Below are 20,933 nucleotides of genomic sequence, written 5' to 3'. Positions count from 1 at the left end.
TGGGTTTTCAGGTCGCTCGTCATGTCGCCTCCTCGGCGGACAGGCCGGAGGCCAGCCGCAGCAATTTTTCTTCCGTCATTTCGCTGGCCGCCAGTTCTCCGGCGAGCCTGCCGTTGCGTATGACCAGGGCCCGATCGCACAGCCCGATGATCTCCGGCAGCTCGGACGAGATCACCACCACGCCCACGCCCTGATTGGCCAGGTCGCGCAGCAGGTGATGGATCTCGGATTTGGCGCCGACGTCCACGCCGCGCGTCGGTTCGTCCATCAGCAGCACCGAGGGGCGGGTCGCCAGCAGTTTGGCGATGGCCACCTTCTGCTGGTTGCCGCCCGACAGGCAACTGGCATCGATCGCCACGCCGTCCGACTTGAGCCTGAGCCGGGCGCCCAGTTCAACCGCCAGGCTGCGTTCCGCCGTACGTTTGAGCAGGCCGAAGCGCGAGCTGATGCGGCGCAGCGCCATCGATGACACGTTCTGCTCGATCGGCATGTCCAGGAACAGGCCGGCGGCCTTGCGGTCTTCGCTCAGGTAGGCGATGCCGTGGCGCAGGGCGTCGGCATAGCGGCGCAGCCGCAGGGGCTGGCCGCGCAGCCGCACGGCGCCTCGCCGCGCGCGCCGCAGGCCGCACACGGTTTCGGCCAGCTCGCTGCGGCCCGCGCCCATCAGGCCGGAGATGCCCAGGATTTCGCCCCGCCGCAGCGTGAACGAGATGCCGTGGACGGCGGCGCCGTCGGCAAGGTCCTCGACTTCCAGCAGGGTCTCGGCTGGCGCATCGCCAGCCGCTTGCCGGGGCGGATAATAATTGCCCAGGTCGCGCCCCACCATGCAGCGCACCAGCGCATCCGGAGAAAGCGCCGCAATGTCGGCGCTGTGCACGTCGCGGCCGTCCCGCAACACCGTGACGCGATCGCAGTGCTCGAAGATCTCGGCCATGCGGTGACTGATGTAGACGATGCCAATGCCCTGGGCCTTGAGGTCATGCAGGACGCGGAACAGCGCCACGGACTCCACTTCCGTCAACGCGGCGGTGGGTTCGTCCAGGATCAGCACCTTGCAGTCCAGCGTCAAGGCGCGGGCGATCTCGACCAGCTGCTGGCTGGATATGCCCAGCGCATCGACCCGCAAGCCCGGATCGATGTCCTGGCCCAGCCGCCGCAGCACGGCCGCAGCGCGCTCTTGCAGGCCGGCGTAATCCATCCAGGTCTGCGTGCCGGCGCTGATCATGGGCATGAAGATGTTCTCGGCCACGGTCGCGTCGCCGCAGAGCGAGATTTCCTGGTGGACCAGGCCGATGCCCAGGCGCATCGCATGGGCCGGCCCATTGATGACCACGCGCTCGCCTTCCAGGTAGATGTCGCCGCTGTCGGGCTGGTGGATGCCGTCGATGATCTTCATCAGCGTCGACTTTCCAGCGCCGTTCTCGCCGCACAAGGCATGGATTTCGCCCCGGCGCAGCGTGAAGCGCACGTCGGCCAGGGCTTTGGACGCGCCGAACTGCTTGCTGATGCCCTGCAGTTCCAGCAGCGCTGCGGGCGCCTTCATTCGTTGATGCCCTTGGTGCCGCGACGCGCCAGGTACTTGTCCCAATAGAAGTCGTCGGCGTTCGCCTTGCTGACGATGGACAGGCCGTTGTCCAGGAACGGCACGGCCATGGGGTTGGTGCCGTTGCGCTTGGCGTCATTCATCGGGTCGATCAGTTGCTGGTTGCGCGCCAGGAACAGCAGCATCATGCCCATATAGCCCTGCACTCCCTGGTTCGGGTTGACGGAACCGAAGACCTCGCCCGACTTGATCATGTCCAGGATCTTGGCGTTCACGTCGCAGCACAGGACCTTGATGTTCTTCTTGGTCTCGATGGAGGCCTGCGCCGCCCCCAGCGCCGAGTTGGCTTCGGGCATGAACAGGGCGCCCAGGCCGGGGTTGGCCTGCGCCAGGCTCAGCGTGGCCTGGTAGGCCTTGTTCGGATCCTGGTTGCTGGCCGCGCGGCCCACCAGCTTCATGCCGGGATGCTGGGTCTTCATGCGGTTGATGAAGGCGGCGACGCGGCGGTCATGGTTGTCCTGGCCGGGGTTTTCCAGCACCGCGTATTCGCCCTTGCCATTGAGCGAGGCCGCGATGGCGTCGGCGGCCTGCGCGCCTTCGCGGTCGTTGTCGGACGTGACAAAGGACACGCGCTTGGAATTGGGCGAGTCGGCCGCAAAGGTCACCACCGGGATGCCCATGGCCGCGGCGCGGTTGATGGGTTCGATGAAGGGGTCGGGGTTCATGGGATGCAGCAGGATGCCGGCCGGCTTGCGCGCCAGTTCCTGCTCGAACGAGGCCAGTTGCTTATTGACGTCGTACTCGGGCGTGCCCGAATAGCGGGTGCGCACGCCGAGCGAATGGCCCAGCTGCTTCATCATTTCGTAGACAGGGAACCAGTACTCCACCCCGGACACCATCACGTTCATCACGTAGACGTCGTTGGCGTTGCCGCGCAGCCCGGGGGCTTGCGGAGTGTTCTGCGCAAAGGCGTTGACGCTCGCCAGGCCGGCGCCCGCCGCCGCTACGGTCTTCAAGAAATCTCGTCTCATGTTCCGCTCCTTTTTTCGCATCGTTCCAAGAACCCTGCAGCCCTCGGTGCCTGTTGTTCAACCTTGTTTTGGTCGAATCGTTGTTATGACATCGACGAACTATATTGCAGCCGGATTTTTTAGATTACTAGGGGAAACACTGCTATTCTGCGGAAAATATCTGTAGACAATGTTATGACATGAAAACAGACATCTACCTGGGCATAGACATGGGCTCCACGGGCTTGAAGGCAGTTGCCTTCGAGGCCGGGAGCGGGACCACACTGGCCGCATCGGGCGGCGCGCTGCCCTATCGGCAACTGGCGCAAGGCGGTTGTGAACTGCCCGCGGGCGCCATCCAGACGGCGCTGGCGCGGGCCTTGCAAGGCGTGGCAACCCAGTTGGGTCCGCGCGTGGCCGACCTGCGCGCGCTGTGCTGCACCGGCCATGGCGCCGGCCTGTATGCGCTGGATGCAAGCGGCCAATTGCTGGAAGGCCGCGCGGTGGCATCGACTGACCAGCGCGCCGCCGCGCGCGCCCGGGCGCTGGGCCGCAACATGGGGGACGCACTGTATGACGAAGTCGGCTGCCGGCCGTGGTCAGGACAGTCGTCGCTGATCGCTGCAGAACTCTACGGCGCGGACGCCGCTCAACTCCGCCGCATCCGCCACCTGGCGTTCGCCAAGGACTATCTGGGATTCCTGTTGACCGGCGAAATCGCCACGGACGCCAGCGACGCCAGCACGGCCGGCCTGCTGTCGCTCAACACGGGGACTTGGTCCACGATGGCTTTCGAGGCCGCCGGCCTGTCCGGCCTGTCCGCCACGGCGCTGGCGCCCATCGCGCCCAGCGGCGCCGTGATCGGCCGGCTGCGGCCGGCCCAGGCGGCCGCTTTCGGTTTGCCCGCCGGCCTGCCCGTGGCGCTCGGCGCAATCGATCTGCTCGCCTCGCTGAAGGCGGTGAACGCGGAGCGCCAGGGGCACGCCGTGGCCGTGCTCGGCACCTGGTGCGTGAATGCCGTGGTGGCGCCGGCCCGCGAACCGAAGCCGGAGGTGGGCGCCATCGTCAGCTTCGGCGATCCGGACCGCAGGCTTTATCTGGAAAACAGCCCCTCATCGATGGCGAACGTGGCCTGGCTGGCGCGCACCTTGCAGTTCCAGGATGCGGCCGCGGCGGTGGATTGCGCGATGGGCGTGCCCCTGGGCGCCGACGGTCTGCGTTTTCTGCCCTTCATCAATGGCGGCAGCTGGCCGGCGGGAGCCTGCGCGGGTTACGTCGGCCTGCAAGGCCATCACACCCGCGCGCACATGGCGCGTGCCGTGGTGGACGCCGTGGTAGCGCTGCACGCGCGGCACCTGAAGCGCCTGGCGGCGCTTGGACTGGGCGTGCCAGACAAGGTCGCCGCGCTGGGCGGCGGCGCCCGGGACTTGCGTTTGGCGCGCCTGCTGGCGGGCTTTCTGGGCCACGCCGTGGAACGCTGCGGCGACGACGAAACCGGCGCGCGCGGCGCTGCGCTGTATGCCGCGCTGTCGCAGAACCCTGGCGGCGGCGACTTGCTGCCCGCCCCATGCGAACGGGTCGAACCTCTGGCCGCCGAAGCGCAGGCGCACGCCGATTTCTACGCCAGCTTCCATGGCCTGGTGGACAGCATGGCCCCGGCTTTCGGCCATCTTGCGGGATCCGCGCGATGACTCCTCGCACATCCGCTTTCATGCGCCCGGCTTCGTTGGCGGGACGCCATTTTTCGACGGTGATCGTAGGCGCGGGCATCAACGGGGCTGGCGTGTTCCGCGACCTGTCGCTGCAGGGCGTGGATTGCCTGATCGTGGACAAGGACGATGTGGCCGCCGGCGCCAGCAGCGCGCCATCGCGCATGATCCACGGCGGCTTGCGCTACCTGGAAAGCGGATCATTTTCCCTGGTGGCGGAGGCCACGCGCGAACGCAATCTGCTGCTGCGCAATGCGGCGCATCTGGTGCAGCCACTGGAAACCGTGGTGCCGCTATCCAGCCGCTTCGGCGGACTGTGGGGCAGCATGCTGCGCTTTGCCGGCCTGAACGCCTCGCCTGGCGCGCGCGGACTGTGCGTGGTGGGACTGGGCTTGCGCCTCTATGACAAGCTGGGCCGCAACCAGCGCGTCATGCCGGAACATCGCATCGAGCGCCTGCCGGCGGCGGACAGCGCGCTGTTCGGCGCGGCGGTGCGCTGGACCGCCACGTATTACGACGCCTGGATACGGCATCCGGAATGGCTGGTGCTGGAGCTGATCGACGATGCGCATCGCGGCCACCCGGCCTCGGTCGCGTCGAACTATTGCAGCGTGACGGCTTGCCAGGGCCGCGCCATTACCCTGCGCGATGCGCTGACCGGCGAATCCGTGCAAGTGACTGCCGACACGGTCGTCAACGCAACGGGCGCCTGGCTGGACCGCGCGGCTGGCGCCCTGGAAGGCGACGGCTCGCGCGTCATGGGCACCAAAGGATCACACCTGATCCTGGATCACCCCGCACTGCGCACCGCGCTCCAGGGACGCATGGCGTACTTCGAGGCGTCCGACGGCCGGGTGTGCATCGTCTACCCGTTCCTGGACCGGGTGCTGGTGGGATCCACCGACATTCCGGTGGATGATCCCGACCTCGCCGCGACCGAACCGGCGGAGATCGACTACCTGCTCGATGTACTGCATGAGGTGTTTCCCCGCCTGGACTTCAGCCGGAAGGACGTGGTCTACACTTACGTGGGCGTCAGGCCGCTGGCCCAGTCGGATGCCGACAAACCCGGGCAGATATCGCGCGACCACGCGGTGGTGATCGACCCGCCCAACGCGCGCCGCGAGGTGCCGATGGTGTGCCTGGTCGGCGGAAAATGGACGACGTTCCGTTCGCTGGCGCAACTGGCGGCCGACGCGGTGCTGCAGCAACTGGGCCGCGCGCGGCGGCAGTCGACCGAGCAGGTGGCGATCGGTGGAGGCGCGGGCATGCCCGCCGATGCGGCGGGACGGCAACGCTTTCTGGACAGCATTCAGGCCGCCACCGCGCTGGACCGCGGGCGCGTCGCCGAACTGTTCATGCGCTATGGTGCGCGGGCGGGCGCCGTGGCGGCGGATTTCGCCGCGGCGGGCGATAAGCCCTTGCGCCACGCGCCAGATCATTCAACGGCCGAGATCCGCTATCTGTGCCGCGAAACGTCTGTGCAGCACCTGGCCGACCTGGCGATCCGGCGCACCTTGCTGGCCATTCGCGGCCATGTCACGCCGGCACTGCTGGCGGAACTGGCGGATATCGCCGCAGCCGAGCTGGGCTGGAGCCCGGCGCGCCGGCAAGACGAGTTACGAGCCTGCACCGCGACGCTGCGGGACCGGCACTGTGTTCAACTTCCTCCAGACGAGGCGCCCTGGGCAGAGCCCGCCGATTCCGCCTTGGCTACAGGTTCGATTTCAAACTCTTTGACGACATGAGCAGCCCCATCTCCACCGAAGCCATATTGGACCGCAGCGCCGGCGCCCCGCTCTGGACACAGTTCCGCGACGTGGTGCGCGGCAAGATCCTGCAAGGCGAACTGGCCGTGGGCGACAAGCTGCCCACCGAGGCCGAGTTCGGCGAGCAATATGGCATTTCGCGCATCGTCGTGCGCGAAGCGCTGGCGGACCTGGTCCGCAACGGCCTGATCTACAAGATACGCGGCCAGGGCGCCTTCGTGTCGGCGCGCGAGCGCGACGAAGACTTCGTGTCCACCGTGCTGGGCTTTTCGGACGAAATGGAGCGCAAGGGCCGCACGGTACGCACCCAGGTGCTGCTGCAGGAACTGCGCGCGCCCACGGCGCACGAAGCCAGTTCACTGGGGCTGACCGAAGACAGCCAGGTGGTGGCGCTCAAGCGGTTGCGCAGCGTCGACGGCGAACTGCAATTGCTGGTGGAAACCGCCGTGCCCGCGGACCTGGTGCCGGGCCTGCACCGCACCCGCCTGGAAAACCGTTCGCTCTACGACGTGCTGCGCAGACAGTACGGCCTGCGCATCGTGCGCGCGGAACGTTGGATAGACGCGGTGCAACCGGACGCCCAGACCTGCGAATTGCTGGGCATGAAAGATCCCGAACCCATGCTGCGCATCGAGTCCATCGCCTATGGCGCCAACGGGCGGGCGCTGGAGCACTACCGCGCCTTGCACCGCTGCAAGTCCAGCCGGCTGCATGTGCAGACTACTACCTGAGACGGCAGGAGGCTGGCCTGTTTGGCGATCAAATTGACAGGATCACTGCGCGGCTGCTGTCGAAGTCAACGGCCTAACGGGCGGCTGCTCATGCTGTAGCGCCTGCCACAGATCATAGTTAGCCTGCATTGCGACCCAAGCCTGGGCAGTACTGGCCCCGGCATGCTCCAGACGGACGGCAAGATCCGGGCTGATGCCCGCCTTGCCGTTGAGAACTCGTGAAAGCGCCACGCGCGACATGGCCAGCCTGTCGGCAGCCTCGGTCAACGATAGCCCCAAGGGAACAATTACATCGTTCCGGAGAATTTCACCCGGATGCGGAGGGTTCTGCATCATGATTGGCCTTGAACGGCTGCTGGACATGCAATATGTCAGCCAAAACCTTCTGCGACAAGCCTCGTGTCTACCGCAGTTCTTGAAGTGGCATATCCTGAAGCATCCGTCCACGCAGATGGGCGCAAGACGTCAAGATGCTCTTCGAGCGCTACTCGAAGTGGATCGACAAGATGGCAAATCAGCCAGGGGAGAGACACGATGCGGCGGCTTGCTGCGCGGCATCTTCGGGCGAGGCAATCAGGCCTTCTGAACCGGAGTCGGAACAGCCACATTCAGGCCCGGTGCGGACCCAAGCCATTCCTTAGTCTTGGATTTGGTGGCGCGCCCGACAGGAATCGAACCTGTATCAAGAGCTTCGGAAACTCTCATTCTATCCATTGAACTACGGGCGCAGCGCAAGGAGGCGGTATTGTACCCAGTTTTCGCTGAACTGCATGAACGGGATCAAATCTTCCGGCAAACTCAGCGAAAACCCCGTCGGTTGCATTGGACTCGTGTCTATGACACCGTTATATAATCCAGCGTTTGCTTGCAAGGCGGGCTCTTCATGCCGCCGACTTGTGCAGTACTGATTTTCTGTTGCCGCCGCCAGGCGCCCCCGGTACCCGTTAGCAGGATTTGGTCATGAGCAACGAGCAGGAACACATAGAAGAGCACTCCTCCCCCATCAAGACCCCGAAGCAACTGATCGTCACGATCGTCCTGTCTTTCGTGATCCCGATCGCCATCATCATCCTATTGGTGAACATGGTGGTCTCGGGCACCAAAACAGGAGCGGGTTCGGACACGCTGTCCCAAGAAGCTGTCGCCAAGCGCATTGCCCCGGTCGCGGGTTTCCAGCTGGTCGATGCAAATGCCCCCAAGGTCTTCAAGACCGGCGAACAGGTCTTCGCCGCCGTCTGTACGGCCTGTCATACCGCCGGCGTGGCTGGCGCACCCAAGGTGGGCGATAACGCCGCCTGGGCGCCCTTCATCACCGCGGGCTACGACGCCATGATGAACGTGGCCCTGCACGGCAAGGGCGGCATGCCCGCCAAGGGTGGCAACCCCACGCTGTCCGACTACGAAGTCGCGCGCGCCGTGGTGTACATGGCCAACAAGTCGGGCGCTTCGCTGCCCGAACCCGCCGCTCCGGCCGCGGAAGGCGACAAGAAGGAAGCCGCTGCCGCTCCCGCCGCAGCGCCTGCAGCGCCCGCCGCTGCCGCCCCCGCTGCGGCAGCTCCGGCACCGGCCGCCGCCACGCCTGCTCCCGCTCCCGCTCCGGCAGCCCAAGCCGCCGCGCCGCAAGCAGCGGCAGTCAATCCGGCTGGCGAAAAGCTGTACAAGAGCGTCTGTTTCGCCTGCCATGCCACCGGCGTGGCCAACGCCCCCAAGTTCGGCGACAAGGCCGCCTGGGAGCCCTACATCAAGACCGGCATGGACGCCATGGTGAAGGTCGCCATGCAAGGCAAGCCGCCGATGCCCCCGAAGGGCGGCGCGGCCAACGCGTCGGAAGACGACATCCGCGCAGCGGTGCAGTACATGGTGGATGCGGCCAAGTGAAGTAAGGCTCGCGGCCCATGATGAATAAAGCCCCTTGATCTGATCAAGGGGCTTTTTCTTTGCGCCAGACCACGGGCGCGACTCGATTGCGAAGTCTTGTGCTGGCGCTCAGGCGCGCGCCACCCAGGCGCCTTCCACCTCGGCCAACTGGCTGCTGATCTGGCCGGCGGCCTCGATGACCGCCGCGCGGAACGGCTCGAGACGGCAATGCTCGGCGCGCACGATCAGGCTCAGCCCGGCCACCACGCGTTGCTCCAGAAAAATCGGCGCTGCAATGCCTATGGTCCCTGGCGTGATCTCGGAATCGCTGACGGCGACGCCCGCCTCGCGGATGGCATCGAGTTCCAGGCACAGGTCCTTCAGGCTCTTCCAGTGCGAAATGGCGCGCACTTCCTCTTCGTGGGCCAGGTACATGCGCTCCAGGGCGCGGCGGCTCTGGTGCGCCAGGATGACTTTGGAGGTCGCGCCGCGGAACATCGGCATGGTGGCGCCGCGTTCGTAGCGGCCCACGCGCGCGGCCGGGTCGCCGATTTCCTGGTGGATGCACATGACCTTGTCCTGGTAGCTGCGCGTGAGCACCGAGGCCGACGAGGGCGTGGTGGCCTCCACCAGCCGCCGCATCAGCGGCTCCGCCACCTTGAGCAAGGGGTCGCCATGGCGCATCAGCAGGTCGAAATGGGCAAACGTGGGCCCCAGCACGTAGCGCGCGCCCATCACCGGGGTCAGGAAATCCGCGCGCACCAGTTCCTGCACGTCGCGATAGGCCGAGCTGACGGACACATCCATTTCAACGGCGATTTCCTCCACCGACCATGCGGCGCTCCTGTCATAGAGCTGCAGGATGTGCAGTATCCGGTTGCGCGTCCTGATTTCACCCGCCACGTCGCCCTCTCTTTGTTGTTGCGCCTTTACGGCCCGCAATTTCGCATCCATTGCGAAATTTAATTTCTCCGCGATTCTAGCAGCGTCATCCCTCCCTCTGCCCCGGGGCCGTGGCGCGAAATCGCGGGGGGCTTGCCAAAGCGTCAACTCGATGCAAAAATTCATTTAATCGCAATGGTTGCGAATTTAATGTTTTTTGCAAAGGCGCATCATGGCAATCGATGGAACCTCCGAAACACGCATTCCGGTCACCTTGCTGACGGGATTCCTGGGCAGCGGCAAGACCACTCTGCTGAATCACTGGCTGCGCGATCCGGCGCTGGCCGATGCCGCGGTCATCGTCAACGAGTTTGGCGAGATCGGTATCGATCACGCGCTGATCGCCAGCAGTAACGACAACACCATCGAACTGAGCACGGGATGCCTGTGCTGCACCGTGCAGGGCGATCTGGTCGAGACGCTGCGCGATTTGCGCGCCAAGCGCAGCGCTGGCCAGATTCCGGCCTTCGACCGCGTCCTGATCGAGACCACGGGCATGGCCGACGTGGTGCCGGTCATCCAGGCCTTGATGACGTTTCCGGTGGCGCGCTCGTTTCGCCTGAACCGCGTGCTGACCGTGGTGGATGCCGTCAACGGGCCAGGCACCCTGGCGGCACACCCGGAAGCCATCAAGCAGGTGGCTGTGGCCGATGCCTTGATCGTCACCAAGACCGACCTGCCGGACGCGCGCGCCGCGGCGCTTGTGGACACGCTTGCGCAAGTCAACCCCGGCGCCACGCGCCTGGTCTGCGACCCCGCCGCCCGGCCGGACGCCGCCGTGCTGGACGGAGCCGACGTCTATGACGTGAATGTGCGCCCGGAGCAGGCGCGGCAATGGCTCAATGCCGCGCCCTACGCGGACGGGCATGGGCACCACCATGAACACACGCATGCGCATGACCATGCGCGCATCGACAGCTTCTGCCTGGACTTCGCCGACCCCTTGCACTGGTCCCAGGTCAGCGCCTGGCTGGATGCGCTGGTCATGGCGCATCCCGACGAGCTGCTGCGCGTCAAGGGCATCCTGCACATAGCCGGCCACGAACGGCCCATCGTGCTGCAAGCGGTGCAGCGCCTGTTCCATCCGCCTGTCGAGTTGCCGCAATGGCCGGACGCGGACCGGCAATCCCGCATGGTTTTCATTACCAAAGGCCTGAGCAAGGACTACGTCATGCAGGTCTGGGACACGGTGCGCGAGCGCGCCCTCCCGCCTGCCGCCCGCGCGGCCTGATCGTTTCGGCATTCCCCATCACAAGGAAAACAGCATGGACACTTTGATCAAGAACGGCCTGGTGGTCACTCCCCAGGGACAGGTGCGCGCCTCTATCGGCATCCGCGACGGCAAGATCGCCGGCTTGTACGAGGCAGGCAGCGAACCCGAGGCGCGCAACGTCATCGACGCCAGCGGCCTGGCCGTACTGCCGGGCGCGATCGACATGCACTCGCACCACCGCCAGGGCTCGCAGAAGGGGTTCGAGTACAAGGACACCATCCTCACCGCCACGCAGCAATGCGCCGCTGGCGGCGTTACCACCAGCGTGGGCATGCCCAACGTCAATCCGCCGCCCAACTCGCTGGACCTGCTGGAAAAGCAGTTCGCCATCTACCGCAGCGATGCCGTGGTCGACTGGAACTTCAACCCGGCGCCGACGATAGAGTCGGAAATGGAAGCCATGACCGCCACGGGTATCGCCGCGTTCAAGATCTTCATGGTGGTGGACACGGGCCGAGACTACCCGCACATGCCCGGCATCGGCGTGCATGATCACGGCAAGCTGCTGCGCATCATGCAGCGCTGCGCCGAACTGGACGTGCCCTTGATGGTGCATCCCCACGACCAGGCCCTGATGGACGTGATCGAACAGACCTACTGGGACCGGGGCGAACGTGACGCTCTCGCCTATGCGCGCGCCTACGCCGCCCACGATGGCGTGATCTGGGAAACCGCCATTGCCACGCTGCTGCGGCTGCAGAAGGCGGCCGGCTGCCACCTGCACATCCTGCACACCCAGACCGCCGGCAGCGTGCAGCTCATCCGCGAGGCCAAGGCGGCAGGCCAGAAGGTCACCTGCGAAATCAATCCCTGGGCCCTGTTCCTGGGTTGCGAATGGTCGGCCATCCAGCGCCTGGGCTCGTATGCGCTGTCGTACTGGGTGCCGGAGAAGAACGTGCCCGGCTTGTGGGAAGGCCTGAACGACGGAACGATCGACATCATCGCCACCGACCATGCGCCGCACACGCGCGAAGAAAAGGAAGTGGGCTGGACCGATGGCTGGAAAGCCCATACCGGCACGCCATCGACGCAGTTCTACCTGAGCATGTTCCTGACGGCGGCCCAGGAAGGCAAGATCAGCCTGGAGCGCGTGGCCGAGGCATGTTCGGCCAAGCCCGCGGAATTGTTCCGACTGCGCAGCAAGGGTGAAATCCGAGCGGGCCTGGACGCCGATCTGGTGCTGGTCGATCTGGAGACGGAATACGAGGTGCGTGACGAGGACGTGCTCAGCCTGGTGGGCTGGAGCCCCTATGCCGGCCGCCGCCTCAAGGGCAAGCCGGTGCACACGCTGGTGCGCGGCGCCACGGTGTACGCGGACGGTAAAGTGGTCGGCGCCAAGGGCGGCGGCCAGATGGCTGCCGCGGTACGCTGAAGCCCAGGCCGCGCATCACTACGACACAAGGGGAAAACATCATGAATCGTCGTCAGTTCTCGCGGCTGCTGGCTTCTGCGCCATTGCTGCTGCCCACGTTGGTCCGCGCCCAGGACGGGACCGCCATCACGTTGATCGTGCCGTATCCGCCTGGCGGCAATACCGACTACGTGGCGCGCATTACCTCCGATTCGCTGCGCCGCACCCTGGGCTCATCGGTCGTGGTGAAGAACCAGGCCGGCGCAGGCGGCACCATTGCCACCGATGCGCTGATACGCTCGCGCAACGACGGCAACACGCTGATGGTGGGCTCCATCGGCCAGGTTTCGCTGGTGCGGTTTTTGTTCAATGTGCGTTACGACCCGTTGAACGATCTGGTGCCGGTCGCCAACATCGCCAGCAATCCGCTGGTGCTCACGGTGCCGTCCAGTTCGCGTTTCCAGAGCCTGGCGCAACTGATCGAGTATGGCCGGGCCAAGCCGGGCGCGCTGACCGTCGCGCACGGCGGCGAAGGGTCGATGTCGCACATGTCGGTGCTGGTGTTTCTCAAGCGCGCGGGTGTCGAGGCGACACTGATCGGCTACCGGGGCGGCGCCCCCGCCCTGCTCGACACCATGGGCGGCACGACCGATCTGTACTCGGCCAACATCTCCGAAATCCTGCCGTACAAGGACAGCGGCCGCATTCGTTTCCTGGGCGTGTCCAGCCGCCAGCCCGTGCCTCAGTTGCCCGGCGTGCCGGCCATCGCCGACACCATCTCCGGACACGAGATCGAAACCTGGAACGGCCTGTTCGCGCCCCCTGGCACGCCCGCCGAAGTGGTGGACAGGCTGGCCGACGCCGTGCAGGTCATGCTGCGCGACCCGGAGGTGCTCAGTAAATTCGACGCGTCCGGCAGCCAGCCGCGGGCAGGCGAAGTAAAGGAGAAGTTCGCCCGGCGCATCCGCGACGACATCGCGCTATGGACGCCGCTGGTGTCCCTGATCGGGGTCAAGCCGGCGAACTGAGGCGGCCGGCGTCGCGAAAAAAAGCCCGCAAGACATGATGTCTTGCGGGCTTTTTCGCATGCCAGGGCGGCGCCTGCCATGCTCATCGCGTCACTCTTCGCCAGCCGCCTTGGTCAGCGACATGCCCAGCTGCACGCGGCGCTGCAGCCACAGGCTGGGGCGATAGCGTGGATCGCCGGTCACGCGCTGCATGCTCTTGAGGATTTCCAGGATGCGGTCGGCGCCGAGCTTGTCGCCCAGGGCCAGCGGGCCCACCGGATAACCCAGGCCCAGCGTCACCGCCAGGTCGATGTCCTTGGGCGTGGCGATCTGCTGCTGCGCGATGTCGCTGGCGATGTTGACGATGGTGGCGACGATGCGCTGGGCGATGAAGCCAGGCGAATCCTCGATCACCGTGACGGGCACGCCGTCCGCAGCCAGCAGCGCGTGCGCGGCGTCGCGCCACTTGGCTTCGGTGGCGGGCGACACCATGATGGTGCGGCGCTTGGCGCTGTCGAAAGCGTAGAGCGTGTCCAGGCCGACCGTGCGGGCCGCGTTCAGGCCTTGCGCGGAAACGGTGGTGGAGACGTCTTCGCCGTAGGGCGTGACCAGGATGAGCGCGTCGGCGTCGGGCGTGGAACCGGTCACCAGCGTGGCGCCCAGCTTTTCGACCAGCGCAGCGGCGCGGGCGTAGCCTTCACCGTGCTTGGGGCTGACCCAGACCTTCAGGTTTTCGGGCAGCGCCGGCACGGGCGGCTCGGCTGGCACTTGCTTCTGGCCGTCGGCGTAGACGTAGAAACCTTCGCCGGCCTTGCGGCCGATCAGCCCGCCCGCCAGGCGCACGGTGGTGATGGGCGAAGGACGGAAGCGCGGCTCGTCGAAGAACTGGCGGTAGATGGACTCCATGACGGGGTGCGACACGTCCAGCGCCGTCAGGTCCAGCAGTTCGAACGGACCCATGCGGAAACCGGCCTGCTCGCGCATCACGGCGTCGACCTGGGCGAAGGTCGCCACGGCTTCCTGCGCCACGCGCAGGCCTTCGGTATTCATGCCGCGGCCAGCGTGGTTGACGATGAAGCCCGGCATGTCCTTGGCGCGCACGGGCGTGTGGCCCATGCGGCGCGCCAGCTCGGCCAGCGCGTCGCCGACTTCGGGCGCGCTGCGCAGGCCGTCGATGACTTCGACCACCTTCATCAGCGCGACCGGGTTGAAGAAGTGGTAGCCGGCCACGCGCTGCGGCCGCTTGCAGGCGGCGGCGATGGCGGTGATCGACAGCGACGAGGTGTTCGACGCCAGGATGCAGTCTTCGGCCACCACGCCTTCCAGCGCGGCAAACAGGTCACGCTTGACGTCCAGGCGTTCGACGATAGCTTCCACCACCAGCTGGCAGTTGGACATGTCGGTCAGCGCGGTGGCGGATTCCACGCGTTCCAGCGCGGCCTGCGCGTCGGCCGCGCTCAGCTTGCCCTTCTGGGCCAGCTTGTCCCAGGTCTGGCGCAACGATTCGCGCGCAGCCGCCACGGCATCGGCGCTGGTGTCGTACAGGCGCACGCGCAGCCCGGCCTGCGCCGCGATCTGCGCGATGCCGCGCCCCATGGCCCCGGCGCCGACGACGCCGATGGTTTGAATCTCCTTCATCAACACTCTCCTGCCTTTATTGGATGGGGTTCAGGCCCGGCTTTGCGCCAGCGCCAGGATTTCTTCGGCCGACAGGCCCAGCTTCTCGGACAGCACCTGTTCGGTGTGCTCGCCCAGCATGGGCGGCGGACGACGGTACTCGACCGGGCTGTCGGAAAACTTCAGCGGGCTGGAGGCAATGGGCACTGTGCCCGCGGTCGGATGCGGCATTTCGCGCTTCATGCCGCGCGCCAGGACCTGCGGGTCTTCGTAGACCTGGTCCAGCGTGTTGATGGGGCCGGCGGGAACGCCCACGCCTTCCAGCGCGGCCAGCCAGTGGTCGCGCGCGCCGGTGGCCATGCGTTCGGCCAGGAGCGGCACCAGTTCGGCGCGGTTCTTCACGCGCTGCGGATTGGTGGCAAAGCGCGGATCGGCCGACAGCTCGGGCAGGCCGATCGCGCCGCAGTAGTTGCGGAACTGGCTGTCGTTGCCGACCGCCACGATCAGGTGGCCGTCGCTGGCCGCGAAGACCTGGTAAGGCACCAGATTCTGGTGCGCATTGCCGGCGCGCTTGGGCGCCACGCCCGAGGTCATGTAATTGAGGTTCTGGTTGGCCAGCATGCTGACCTGGCAGTCCAGCAGCGCCATGTCGATGTGCTGGCCCAGGCCGCTGCGCGAGCGCTCGTGCAGCGCGGCCAGGATGCCCACCGTGGAGTACATGCCGGTCATCAGGTCGGTCACCGCCACGCCCGCTTTCTGCGGCCCGCCGCCGGGCAGGTCATCGCGTTCGCCGGTGATGCTCATCAGCCCGCCCATGCCCTGGATCATGAAGTCATAGCCGGGGCGGCTGGCGTAAGGGCCGGTCTGGCCGAAGCCGGTGATGGAGCAGTAGATCAGGCGCGGGTTGAGCTCCTTCAGGCTTTCGTAGTCCAGGCCGTACTTGGACAGGCCGCCCACCTTGAAGTTTTCAACCAGGATGTCGCTTTGCAGCGCCAGTTCGCGCACCAGCTCGGCGCCGCGCGGCGAGGCGATGTCCAGCGCCACCGACAGCTTGTTGCGGTTGGCGGACAGGTAATACGCAGCTTCGGTGGTGTCGTTGCCCGCCTCGTCCTTCAGGTACGGAGGCCCCCAGGCCCGCGTGTCGTCGCCCGCGCCGGGGCGTTCGATCTTGATGACCTCGGCGCCGAGGTCGGCGAGGTTCTGGGTGCACCAGGGACCCGCCAGGACGCGGGTGAGATCCAGCACGCGTATGCCGGTAAGGGGAGCGGGACGTTGCGACATTAGTCTTTTCGCTAGAAGAGAAATGAAAACGTCCGGCTTGCGGCGGCGCGCAAGCCAGACTGGAATTCCGTCATGCCGGCGGCGCGCGGCCGCTGGCGCGTCATATGCCGGCGCGGCCATGGGCCGTGCGCCGGATCACCGTCAGTCATGCAGGATATTAGCCTCTTGCGCCGGGTCCGCGCTCAGGAATGCGCCTTGATGGTTTCGCGGGCGATCACCAGCTGCTGGATCTGCGAAGTGCCTTCGAAGATGCGGAACAGACGCACGTCGCGGTAGAAGCGCTCGACCGCGTACTCCGACATGTAGCCGGCGCCGCCGTGGATCTGCACCGCACGGTCAGCCACGCGGCCCACCATTTCGGTGGCGTACAGCTTGCAGCAAGCGGCCTGCATGGTGGTGTTCTCGCCGCGGTCGCGCATGCGGGCGGCGTCCAGCACCATGCAGCGCGCGGCGTAGAGTTCGGCCTGGCTGTCGGCGATCATGGCCTGGATCAGCTGGAATTCGGCGATGGGTTGGCCGAATTGCTTACGCTCAATGGCGTACTTCACGGCATCGCTCAGCAGGCGGTCGGCGATGCCCACGCACAGCGCCGAGATATGCAGGCGGCCCTTGTCCAGCACCCGCATCGAGGTGCGGAAACCGTTGCCCTCTTCGCCGCCCAGCAGCGCGCTGGCCGGGACGCGGCAGTTGTCGAACACCACGTCGCTGGTCAAGGCGCCGGCCTGGCCCATCTTCTTGTCGGGCTTGCCGATGGTCAGGCCGGGCGTGCCTGCTTCGACCAGGAAGCACGAAATGGAATTGGCGCGGCGTTCCGGCGCGGTGCGGGCCATGACAGAGAACAGGCCGGCGATGGGCGCGTTGGTGATGTAGCGCTTGGTGCCGTTGAGCACGTAGCTGTCACCATCGCGCACCGCGGACAGGCGCAGCGCCATTGCGTCGGAACCTGCGTCGGGTTCGGTCAGCGCGAACGAGCCGATCAATTCGCCGCTGGCCAGCTTGGGCAGGTAGCGGGCGCGCTGCTCGTCGGTACCGGCCAGCACGATGGCCTGCGAGCCGATGCCGATGTTGGTGCCGGCCAGCGAACGGAACGCGGGCGAGGTCTGCCCCAGTTCGAAGACCACTCGCACTTCCTCTTCCATGGTGAGGCCCAGGCCGCCATGGTCGGGCGAGATGGACAGGCCGAACAGGCCCAGGTCGCGCATCTCGTTGACGATGTCGGGCGGCACCTGGCCGCTTTCGGCGAGTTCGTCTTCGGCGGGGATCAGGCGTTCGTGCACGAAGCGGCGCACGGCGTCCAGCAACAGGTTCAGGGTTTCGGTATCGAGGGCCATGGTGGGAGTCTCAAGAAGATACGGGGCAAGCCGGGGACAGCCGCGCCTCAGGCGCGCATGCCTCCGACCAATAGATCGAAATAGCCGGCGGCGATGGCTTCGGCGCTGTCGCCCTGGCCGGGCTTGTACCAGCGCACCATCCAGTTCAGCATGGACAACACGGCGCGGCCCGCGGCGGCCACGTCCAGCACGCGGAACTCGCCGGCGGCGACGCCTTGCGCGATCAGTTCGCGCAGGCGCTTCTCGTAGCCGTCGCGCAGCCGGGCGGCGTCTTCGCGTTCGGTCAGGGCCATGCCGGAATAGCCGATCAGCATGGTGACGAATTCGGCGTGGTGCTGCTCGAAGTAGCGCGCGTGGCCCACCATGAAGGCGCGCAGCCGGGCCGTGGCGCCCTCCGCCCGCGCCACATCCTGGGCGACGGCCTGCGTCAGGCCGCTGAGCACGGCCAGGATGATGGCGTCGTAGATGTCCTGCTTGGTGGTGTAGTAGTGGTAGATGGCCGCCTTGGACACGCCGAGCGCGCCGGCCAGGTCGGATACCGAGCTGCCGTCGTAGCCGCTTTGGGCGAAGAGCTTGGCGGCTTCTTCCAGGATGCGTTCGCGCGGGGCCGCCACGGTGGGCGGCCGGCCGGCGCGGGCGCGTTTCTGGGCGGGAGGGGCGGAGGTCGCCATGGCAGCCTTTGCAAGGGCCGCGCCGCAGCTGCCGGAGGGACTCGCGTACCTCCATTGACAGCGCTTCAGCGCATGCCGTTTAATAAGGATTAATTAATTACCGGACGGTCGGTAGGTAATTATAGGCACACCCGCCAACGGTGTTCAAGTCCCGATGTTCAAGTTCTCCCGTGACCTTTTTCCGCGACGAAGCCATGCCCCACTCTCTCGTGAATGATTTGTACGGCCAGATGTCCCTGCCGGTCATCTGCGCCCCGATGTTCATCGTGTCCAATCCCAAGCTGGTGGTGGCGCAGTGCACCAGCGGCATCGTGGGTTCGTTCCCCGCGCTGAACGCGCGTCCGCAGAGCCTGCTGACCGACTGGCTGGACGAAGTCCAGGCCGGCCTGGCGTCGCACCGCGAGGCCAACCCCGGCGCGACGGTGGCGCCGTTTGCGGTCAACCAGATCATCCATCAGTCCAACGACCGGCTGGAGCAGGACCTGGCCGTGTGCGCCAGCCACCGCGTGCCGCTCATCATCACCAGCCTGCGCGCCCCCGGCGACCTGGTCAAAGGCATCCATGACTGGGGCGGCAAGGTGTTCCATGACGTGACCACCATCCGCCACGCCGAAAAGGCGCTGGAAGCCGGCGTGGACGGCCTGATCCTGGTGTGCGCCGGCGCTGGCGGCCATGCGGGCACGCTCAGCCCCTTCGCGCTGGTGTCCGAAGTGCGCCGCTTCTATGACGGCCCGCTGATCCTGTCGGGCGCGATCACCTCGGGTGCGCACATCCTGGCCGCGCAGGCCATGGGCGCGGACTTCGCCTATATGGGTACGCGCTTCATCGCCAGCGAGGAAGCCAACGCCAGCGAAGGCTACAAGTCCGCCATCGTGGACGCCAGCGCCTCGGACATCCTGTATACCCCGTTCTTCACCGGCATTCCCGGCAACTACCTGAAGGCCAGCATCGCCGCCGCCGGCCTGGACCCGGCCAACCTGCCGCAGCCAGACAGCGGCGCGTCCAATTTCGGCTCCACCCGGGTCAAGCCCTGGAAGGACATCTGGGGCGCGGGCCAGGGCGTAGGCGGCATCGCCAGCGTGCTGCCGACCCGCCAGATCGTGGACACGCTGCGCAGCGAATACGCGGACGCCAAGTCCCGCCTGGCCGACGGTTTCGGCGCATGAGCGCCGGCCTGCAGGTCAGCCGCGACGGCGCGGTGCTGACGCTGACCATCAATCGCCCGGACCGCCGCAACGCGCTGGATACGGCCACTTATGCCGCCCTGACCGAGCAGATCACTCTGGCATGCGCCGACACGGCGCTGGCGGCAGTGGTCCTGACCGGCGCGGGCGAGCATTTCACGGCGGGCAATGATTTGCGCGACTTCCAGGCGGAACGCGGCGCAGGCGACAGCGCCGCCTTGACCTTCCTGCGGGCGCTGGTCATGGCGGACGTGCCGGTCATCGCCGCAGTCGAAGGCTATGCCATCGGCATCGGCGTGACCCTGTTGCAGCACTGCGATTTCGTCCACATCGGCGAAGGCGCCACTCTGCGCATGCCGTTCGTGGCGCTGGGGCTGTGCCCGGAAGGCGCTTCCAGCCTGCTGATGCCGCGCCTGGCCGGCGCCCGCCGCGCCGCTGAATGGCTGTTGCAGGGCAAGGCCTTCACGGCGCAGGACGCCTGCGACGCCGGGCTGGCCACTTCGGTCACGCCCAAGGGCCAGGCGCTGGCGGCGGCGCAAGCCACCGCCGCCGACCTGGCGCGCCAGCCGCCGGCCGCGCTGCGCCTGACCAAGGCCATGCTGCGCCGCCCGGACCGCCAGGCGATCCAGGACACGCTGGACTATGAAGCCCAGCAATTCCGCATCCGCCTGCAATCCGAGGAAGCGCAGGCGGCGTTCGCGAAGTTCTTCAAGAAGTAGGAAAGCCGGATTGCGCGCCCTAGCCTGGCGCGCGTAATCCGTCGCCTCAGAACGGCGAATCCGGCCGGAAGTTCGGGGCGCGGCGTTCGCGCAGGGACTGGATCCCTTCGCGCACGTCCGGGCCGCCAAAGCCCATGAATTCCAGCGCCAGCGACGTATCGAAGCTCGGCCCGGCCATGCGCAGCCAGTTGTTCAGCGAGTACTTGGTCCAGCGGATGGCGGTCTGGGAACCGGCGGCCAGCTTGTTGGCGACCTCGAAGGCGCGGCCGATGAGTTCGGCCTCGTCCACGCACAGCGACACCAGGCCGATGCGCTCGGCTTCCTCGCCGGTCACGGTTTCGCACAGCATCAGGTAGTACTTGGCGCGCGCCATGCCGCAAAGCAGCGGCCAGACGATGGCGGCGTGGTCGCCGGCCGTCACGCCCAGGCGGGTATGGCCGTCGATGATGCGCGCGTCGCGCGCCGCGATTGAGATGTCGGCCAGCAGGCCGGCCACCAGGCCCGCGCCCACGGCCGCGCCATGCATGGCGGACACGATGGGCTTGTTGCAGTTGATGATGTTGTAGACCAGGTCGCGAGCCTCGCGCCAGACGCGGGTGCGCACGTCGAAGTCGTCGGCCATCTGCTGCACCAGGTCCAGGTCGCCCCCGCCCGAAAAGCCCTTGCCCTCGCCGCGGATCACCACCACCCGGGTGTCCGGGTCGGTGTCGATATCGCGCCAGATGTCGGCCAATTCGCGGTGCATGCGGTCATCGGCGGTGGACAGCTTGCCCGGCATGCCGCCCTTGGCGCCCATGATCACCTCCAGCACCCCGCCGGGGTGCCGGCGCAGTTTCAGGGACTCATAGGCGGAATAGTGTTCCAGCGTGATGTCGCTCATGTTCGTCTCCACGTAATCTTGTCTTGAGGCCGGGCCGGATGCCGGCCGGTTTGGGCGC

At 66.6% G+C, this 20,933-nt stretch carries 19 protein-coding genes and 1 tRNA gene; 10 read left to right on the top strand and 10 right to left on the bottom strand.

Annotated elements, in window-relative coordinates:
- Nucleotides 1-19 precede the first annotated feature (19 nt).
- Both IB268_RS02345 and IB268_RS02340 read right to left on the bottom strand, forming a co-directional pair.
- A complete protein-coding gene (locus tag IB268_RS02345; protein WP_192353755.1) occupies nt 20-1,543 on the bottom strand; it encodes a sugar ABC transporter ATP-binding protein in 1,524 nt (507 codons plus the stop codon).
- The gene (locus IB268_RS02340) at nt 1,540-2,574 is read right to left on the bottom strand and encodes a substrate-binding domain-containing protein (RefSeq protein ID WP_054455120.1); all 1,035 of its coding nucleotides are present in this window, start codon (nt 2,572-2,574) and stop codon (nt 1,540-1,542) included. The genes IB268_RS02345 and IB268_RS02340 overlap by 4 nt, the downstream gene beginning before the upstream one ends.
- A 179-nt stretch (nt 2,575-2,753) precedes the next feature.
- On the opposite strand from IB268_RS02340, the gene IB268_RS02335 reads away from it, so the two are divergent.
- The 3 genes from IB268_RS02335 to IB268_RS02325 are packed head-to-tail and all read left to right on the top strand — an operon-like array spanning nt 2,754 to nt 6,762.
- Complete coding sequence (locus tag IB268_RS02335) at nt 2,754-4,244, top strand: FGGY family carbohydrate kinase (RefSeq protein WP_192353754.1); 1,491 nt, start codon at nt 2,754-2,756, stop codon at nt 4,242-4,244.
- Nucleotides 4,241-6,010 (top strand): glycerol-3-phosphate dehydrogenase/oxidase, encoded by a 1,770-nt coding sequence (locus IB268_RS02330; protein ID WP_175180419.1) that lies wholly within the window; start codon nt 4,241-4,243, stop codon nt 6,008-6,010. Before IB268_RS02335 ends, IB268_RS02330 begins: the two co-directional genes overlap by 4 nt.
- Nucleotides 6,007-6,762 carry a GntR family transcriptional regulator gene (locus IB268_RS02325; RefSeq protein WP_175180418.1) on the top strand — a complete coding sequence of 252 codons (756 nt, stop codon included), beginning with the start codon at nt 6,007-6,009 and terminating at the stop codon, nt 6,760-6,762. The genes IB268_RS02330 and IB268_RS02325 overlap by 4 nt, the downstream gene beginning before the upstream one ends.
- 42 nt (nt 6,763-6,804) lie before the next feature.
- Here the strand turns inward: IB268_RS02325 and IB268_RS02320 are convergent, their stop codons facing one another.
- Nucleotides 6,805-7,095: a HigA family addiction module antitoxin gene (locus tag IB268_RS02320; RefSeq protein ID WP_225591314.1), complete on the bottom strand. Its 291-nt coding sequence runs from the start codon at nt 7,093-7,095 to the stop codon at nt 6,805-6,807.
- A gap of 1 nt (nt 7,096) precedes the next feature.
- On the opposite strand from IB268_RS02320, the gene IB268_RS02315 reads away from it, so the two are divergent.
- Nucleotides 7,097-7,348: a hypothetical protein gene (locus IB268_RS02315; RefSeq protein WP_192353752.1), complete on the top strand. Its 252-nt coding sequence runs from the start codon at nt 7,097-7,099 to the stop codon at nt 7,346-7,348.
- A 67-nt stretch (nt 7,349-7,415) separates the two neighbouring features.
- Here IB268_RS02315 and IB268_RS02310 read toward each other — a convergent pair.
- A tRNA-Arg gene (locus IB268_RS02310) sits at nt 7,416-7,490 on the bottom strand.
- Between the two features lie 232 nt (nt 7,491-7,722).
- Here IB268_RS02310 and IB268_RS02305 point away from each other — a divergent pair.
- Nucleotides 7,723-8,640: a cytochrome c5 family protein gene (locus IB268_RS02305; RefSeq protein WP_192353751.1), complete on the top strand. Its 918-nt coding sequence runs from the start codon at nt 7,723-7,725 to the stop codon at nt 8,638-8,640.
- 108 nt (nt 8,641-8,748) lie between these two features.
- On the opposite strand, the gene IB268_RS02300 is transcribed toward IB268_RS02305, so the two are convergent.
- Complete coding sequence (locus IB268_RS02300) at nt 8,749-9,573, bottom strand: IclR family transcriptional regulator (RefSeq protein ID WP_054455132.1); 825 nt, start codon at nt 9,571-9,573, stop codon at nt 8,749-8,751.
- A 160-nt stretch (nt 9,574-9,733) separates the two neighbouring features.
- On the opposite strand from IB268_RS02300, the gene IB268_RS02295 reads away from it, so the two are divergent.
- Genes IB268_RS02295 through IB268_RS02285 form a run of 3 tightly spaced genes read left to right on the top strand, consistent with a single transcriptional unit; the run spans nt 9,734 to nt 13,213 of the window.
- Nucleotides 9,734-10,792 (top strand): GTP-binding protein, encoded by a 1,059-nt coding sequence (locus tag IB268_RS02295; RefSeq protein ID WP_192353750.1) that lies wholly within the window; start codon nt 9,734-9,736, stop codon nt 10,790-10,792.
- The gene (locus IB268_RS02290; protein WP_255509607.1) at nt 10,773-12,206 is read left to right on the top strand and encodes a dihydroorotase family protein; all 1,434 of its coding nucleotides are present in this window, start codon (nt 10,773-10,775) and stop codon (nt 12,204-12,206) included. The genes IB268_RS02295 and IB268_RS02290 overlap by 20 nt, the downstream gene beginning before the upstream one ends.
- A 41-nt stretch (nt 12,207-12,247) precedes the next feature.
- Nucleotides 12,248-13,213, top strand: coding sequence for a tripartite tricarboxylate transporter substrate binding protein (locus tag IB268_RS02285; protein WP_119452137.1), 966 nt, complete (start codon nt 12,248-12,250; stop codon nt 13,211-13,213).
- Between the two features lie 90 nt (nt 13,214-13,303).
- On the opposite strand, the gene IB268_RS02280 is transcribed toward IB268_RS02285, so the two are convergent.
- From IB268_RS02280 to IB268_RS02265, 4 genes are all read right to left on the bottom strand, one after another.
- Nucleotides 13,304-14,830 (bottom strand): 3-hydroxyacyl-CoA dehydrogenase, encoded by a 1,527-nt coding sequence (locus tag IB268_RS02280; protein WP_054455140.1) that lies wholly within the window; start codon nt 14,828-14,830, stop codon nt 13,304-13,306.
- 30 nt (nt 14,831-14,860) lie between these two features.
- Complete coding sequence (locus IB268_RS02275; RefSeq protein WP_054455142.1) at nt 14,861-16,090, bottom strand: CaiB/BaiF CoA-transferase family protein; 1,230 nt, start codon at nt 16,088-16,090, stop codon at nt 14,861-14,863.
- Nucleotides 16,091-16,272: 182 nt separating this feature from the next.
- Nucleotides 16,273-17,421, bottom strand: a complete 1,149-nt coding sequence (locus IB268_RS02270; RefSeq protein WP_054455144.1) for an acyl-CoA dehydrogenase family protein — start codon at nt 17,419-17,421, stop codon at nt 16,273-16,275.
- A gap of 47 nt (nt 17,422-17,468) precedes the next feature.
- Complete coding sequence (locus IB268_RS02265) at nt 17,469-18,092, bottom strand: TetR/AcrR family transcriptional regulator (RefSeq protein ID WP_192353749.1); 624 nt, start codon at nt 18,090-18,092, stop codon at nt 17,469-17,471.
- A gap of 194 nt (nt 18,093-18,286) precedes the next feature.
- Here IB268_RS02265 and IB268_RS02260 point away from each other — a divergent pair, with 194 nt between their 5' ends.
- Complete coding sequence (locus IB268_RS02260) at nt 18,287-19,258, top strand: nitronate monooxygenase family protein (protein ID WP_175161198.1); 972 nt, start codon at nt 18,287-18,289, stop codon at nt 19,256-19,258.
- Complete coding sequence (locus tag IB268_RS02255; RefSeq protein ID WP_054455148.1) at nt 19,255-19,995, top strand: enoyl-CoA hydratase-related protein; 741 nt, start codon at nt 19,255-19,257, stop codon at nt 19,993-19,995. Before IB268_RS02260 ends, IB268_RS02255 begins: the two co-directional genes overlap by 4 nt.
- Nucleotides 19,996-20,041: 46 nt before the next feature.
- On the opposite strand, the gene IB268_RS02250 is transcribed toward IB268_RS02255, so the two are convergent.
- On the bottom strand, nt 20,042-20,875 hold the full coding sequence (locus IB268_RS02250) for an enoyl-CoA hydratase/isomerase family protein (protein WP_054455150.1): 834 nt from the start codon (nt 20,873-20,875) through the stop codon (nt 20,042-20,044).
- Nucleotides 20,876-20,933 lie beyond the last annotated feature (58 nt).

Origin of the sequence: Achromobacter sp. ACM01, assembly GCF_014851745.1 — a bacterium.
Classification (GTDB): domain Bacteria; phylum Pseudomonadota; class Gammaproteobacteria; order Burkholderiales; family Burkholderiaceae_B; genus Achromobacter; species Achromobacter aegrifaciens.
Note: the sequence above shows the minus strand (reverse complement) of the source record. Positions and strands in the feature narration are given on the sequence as shown.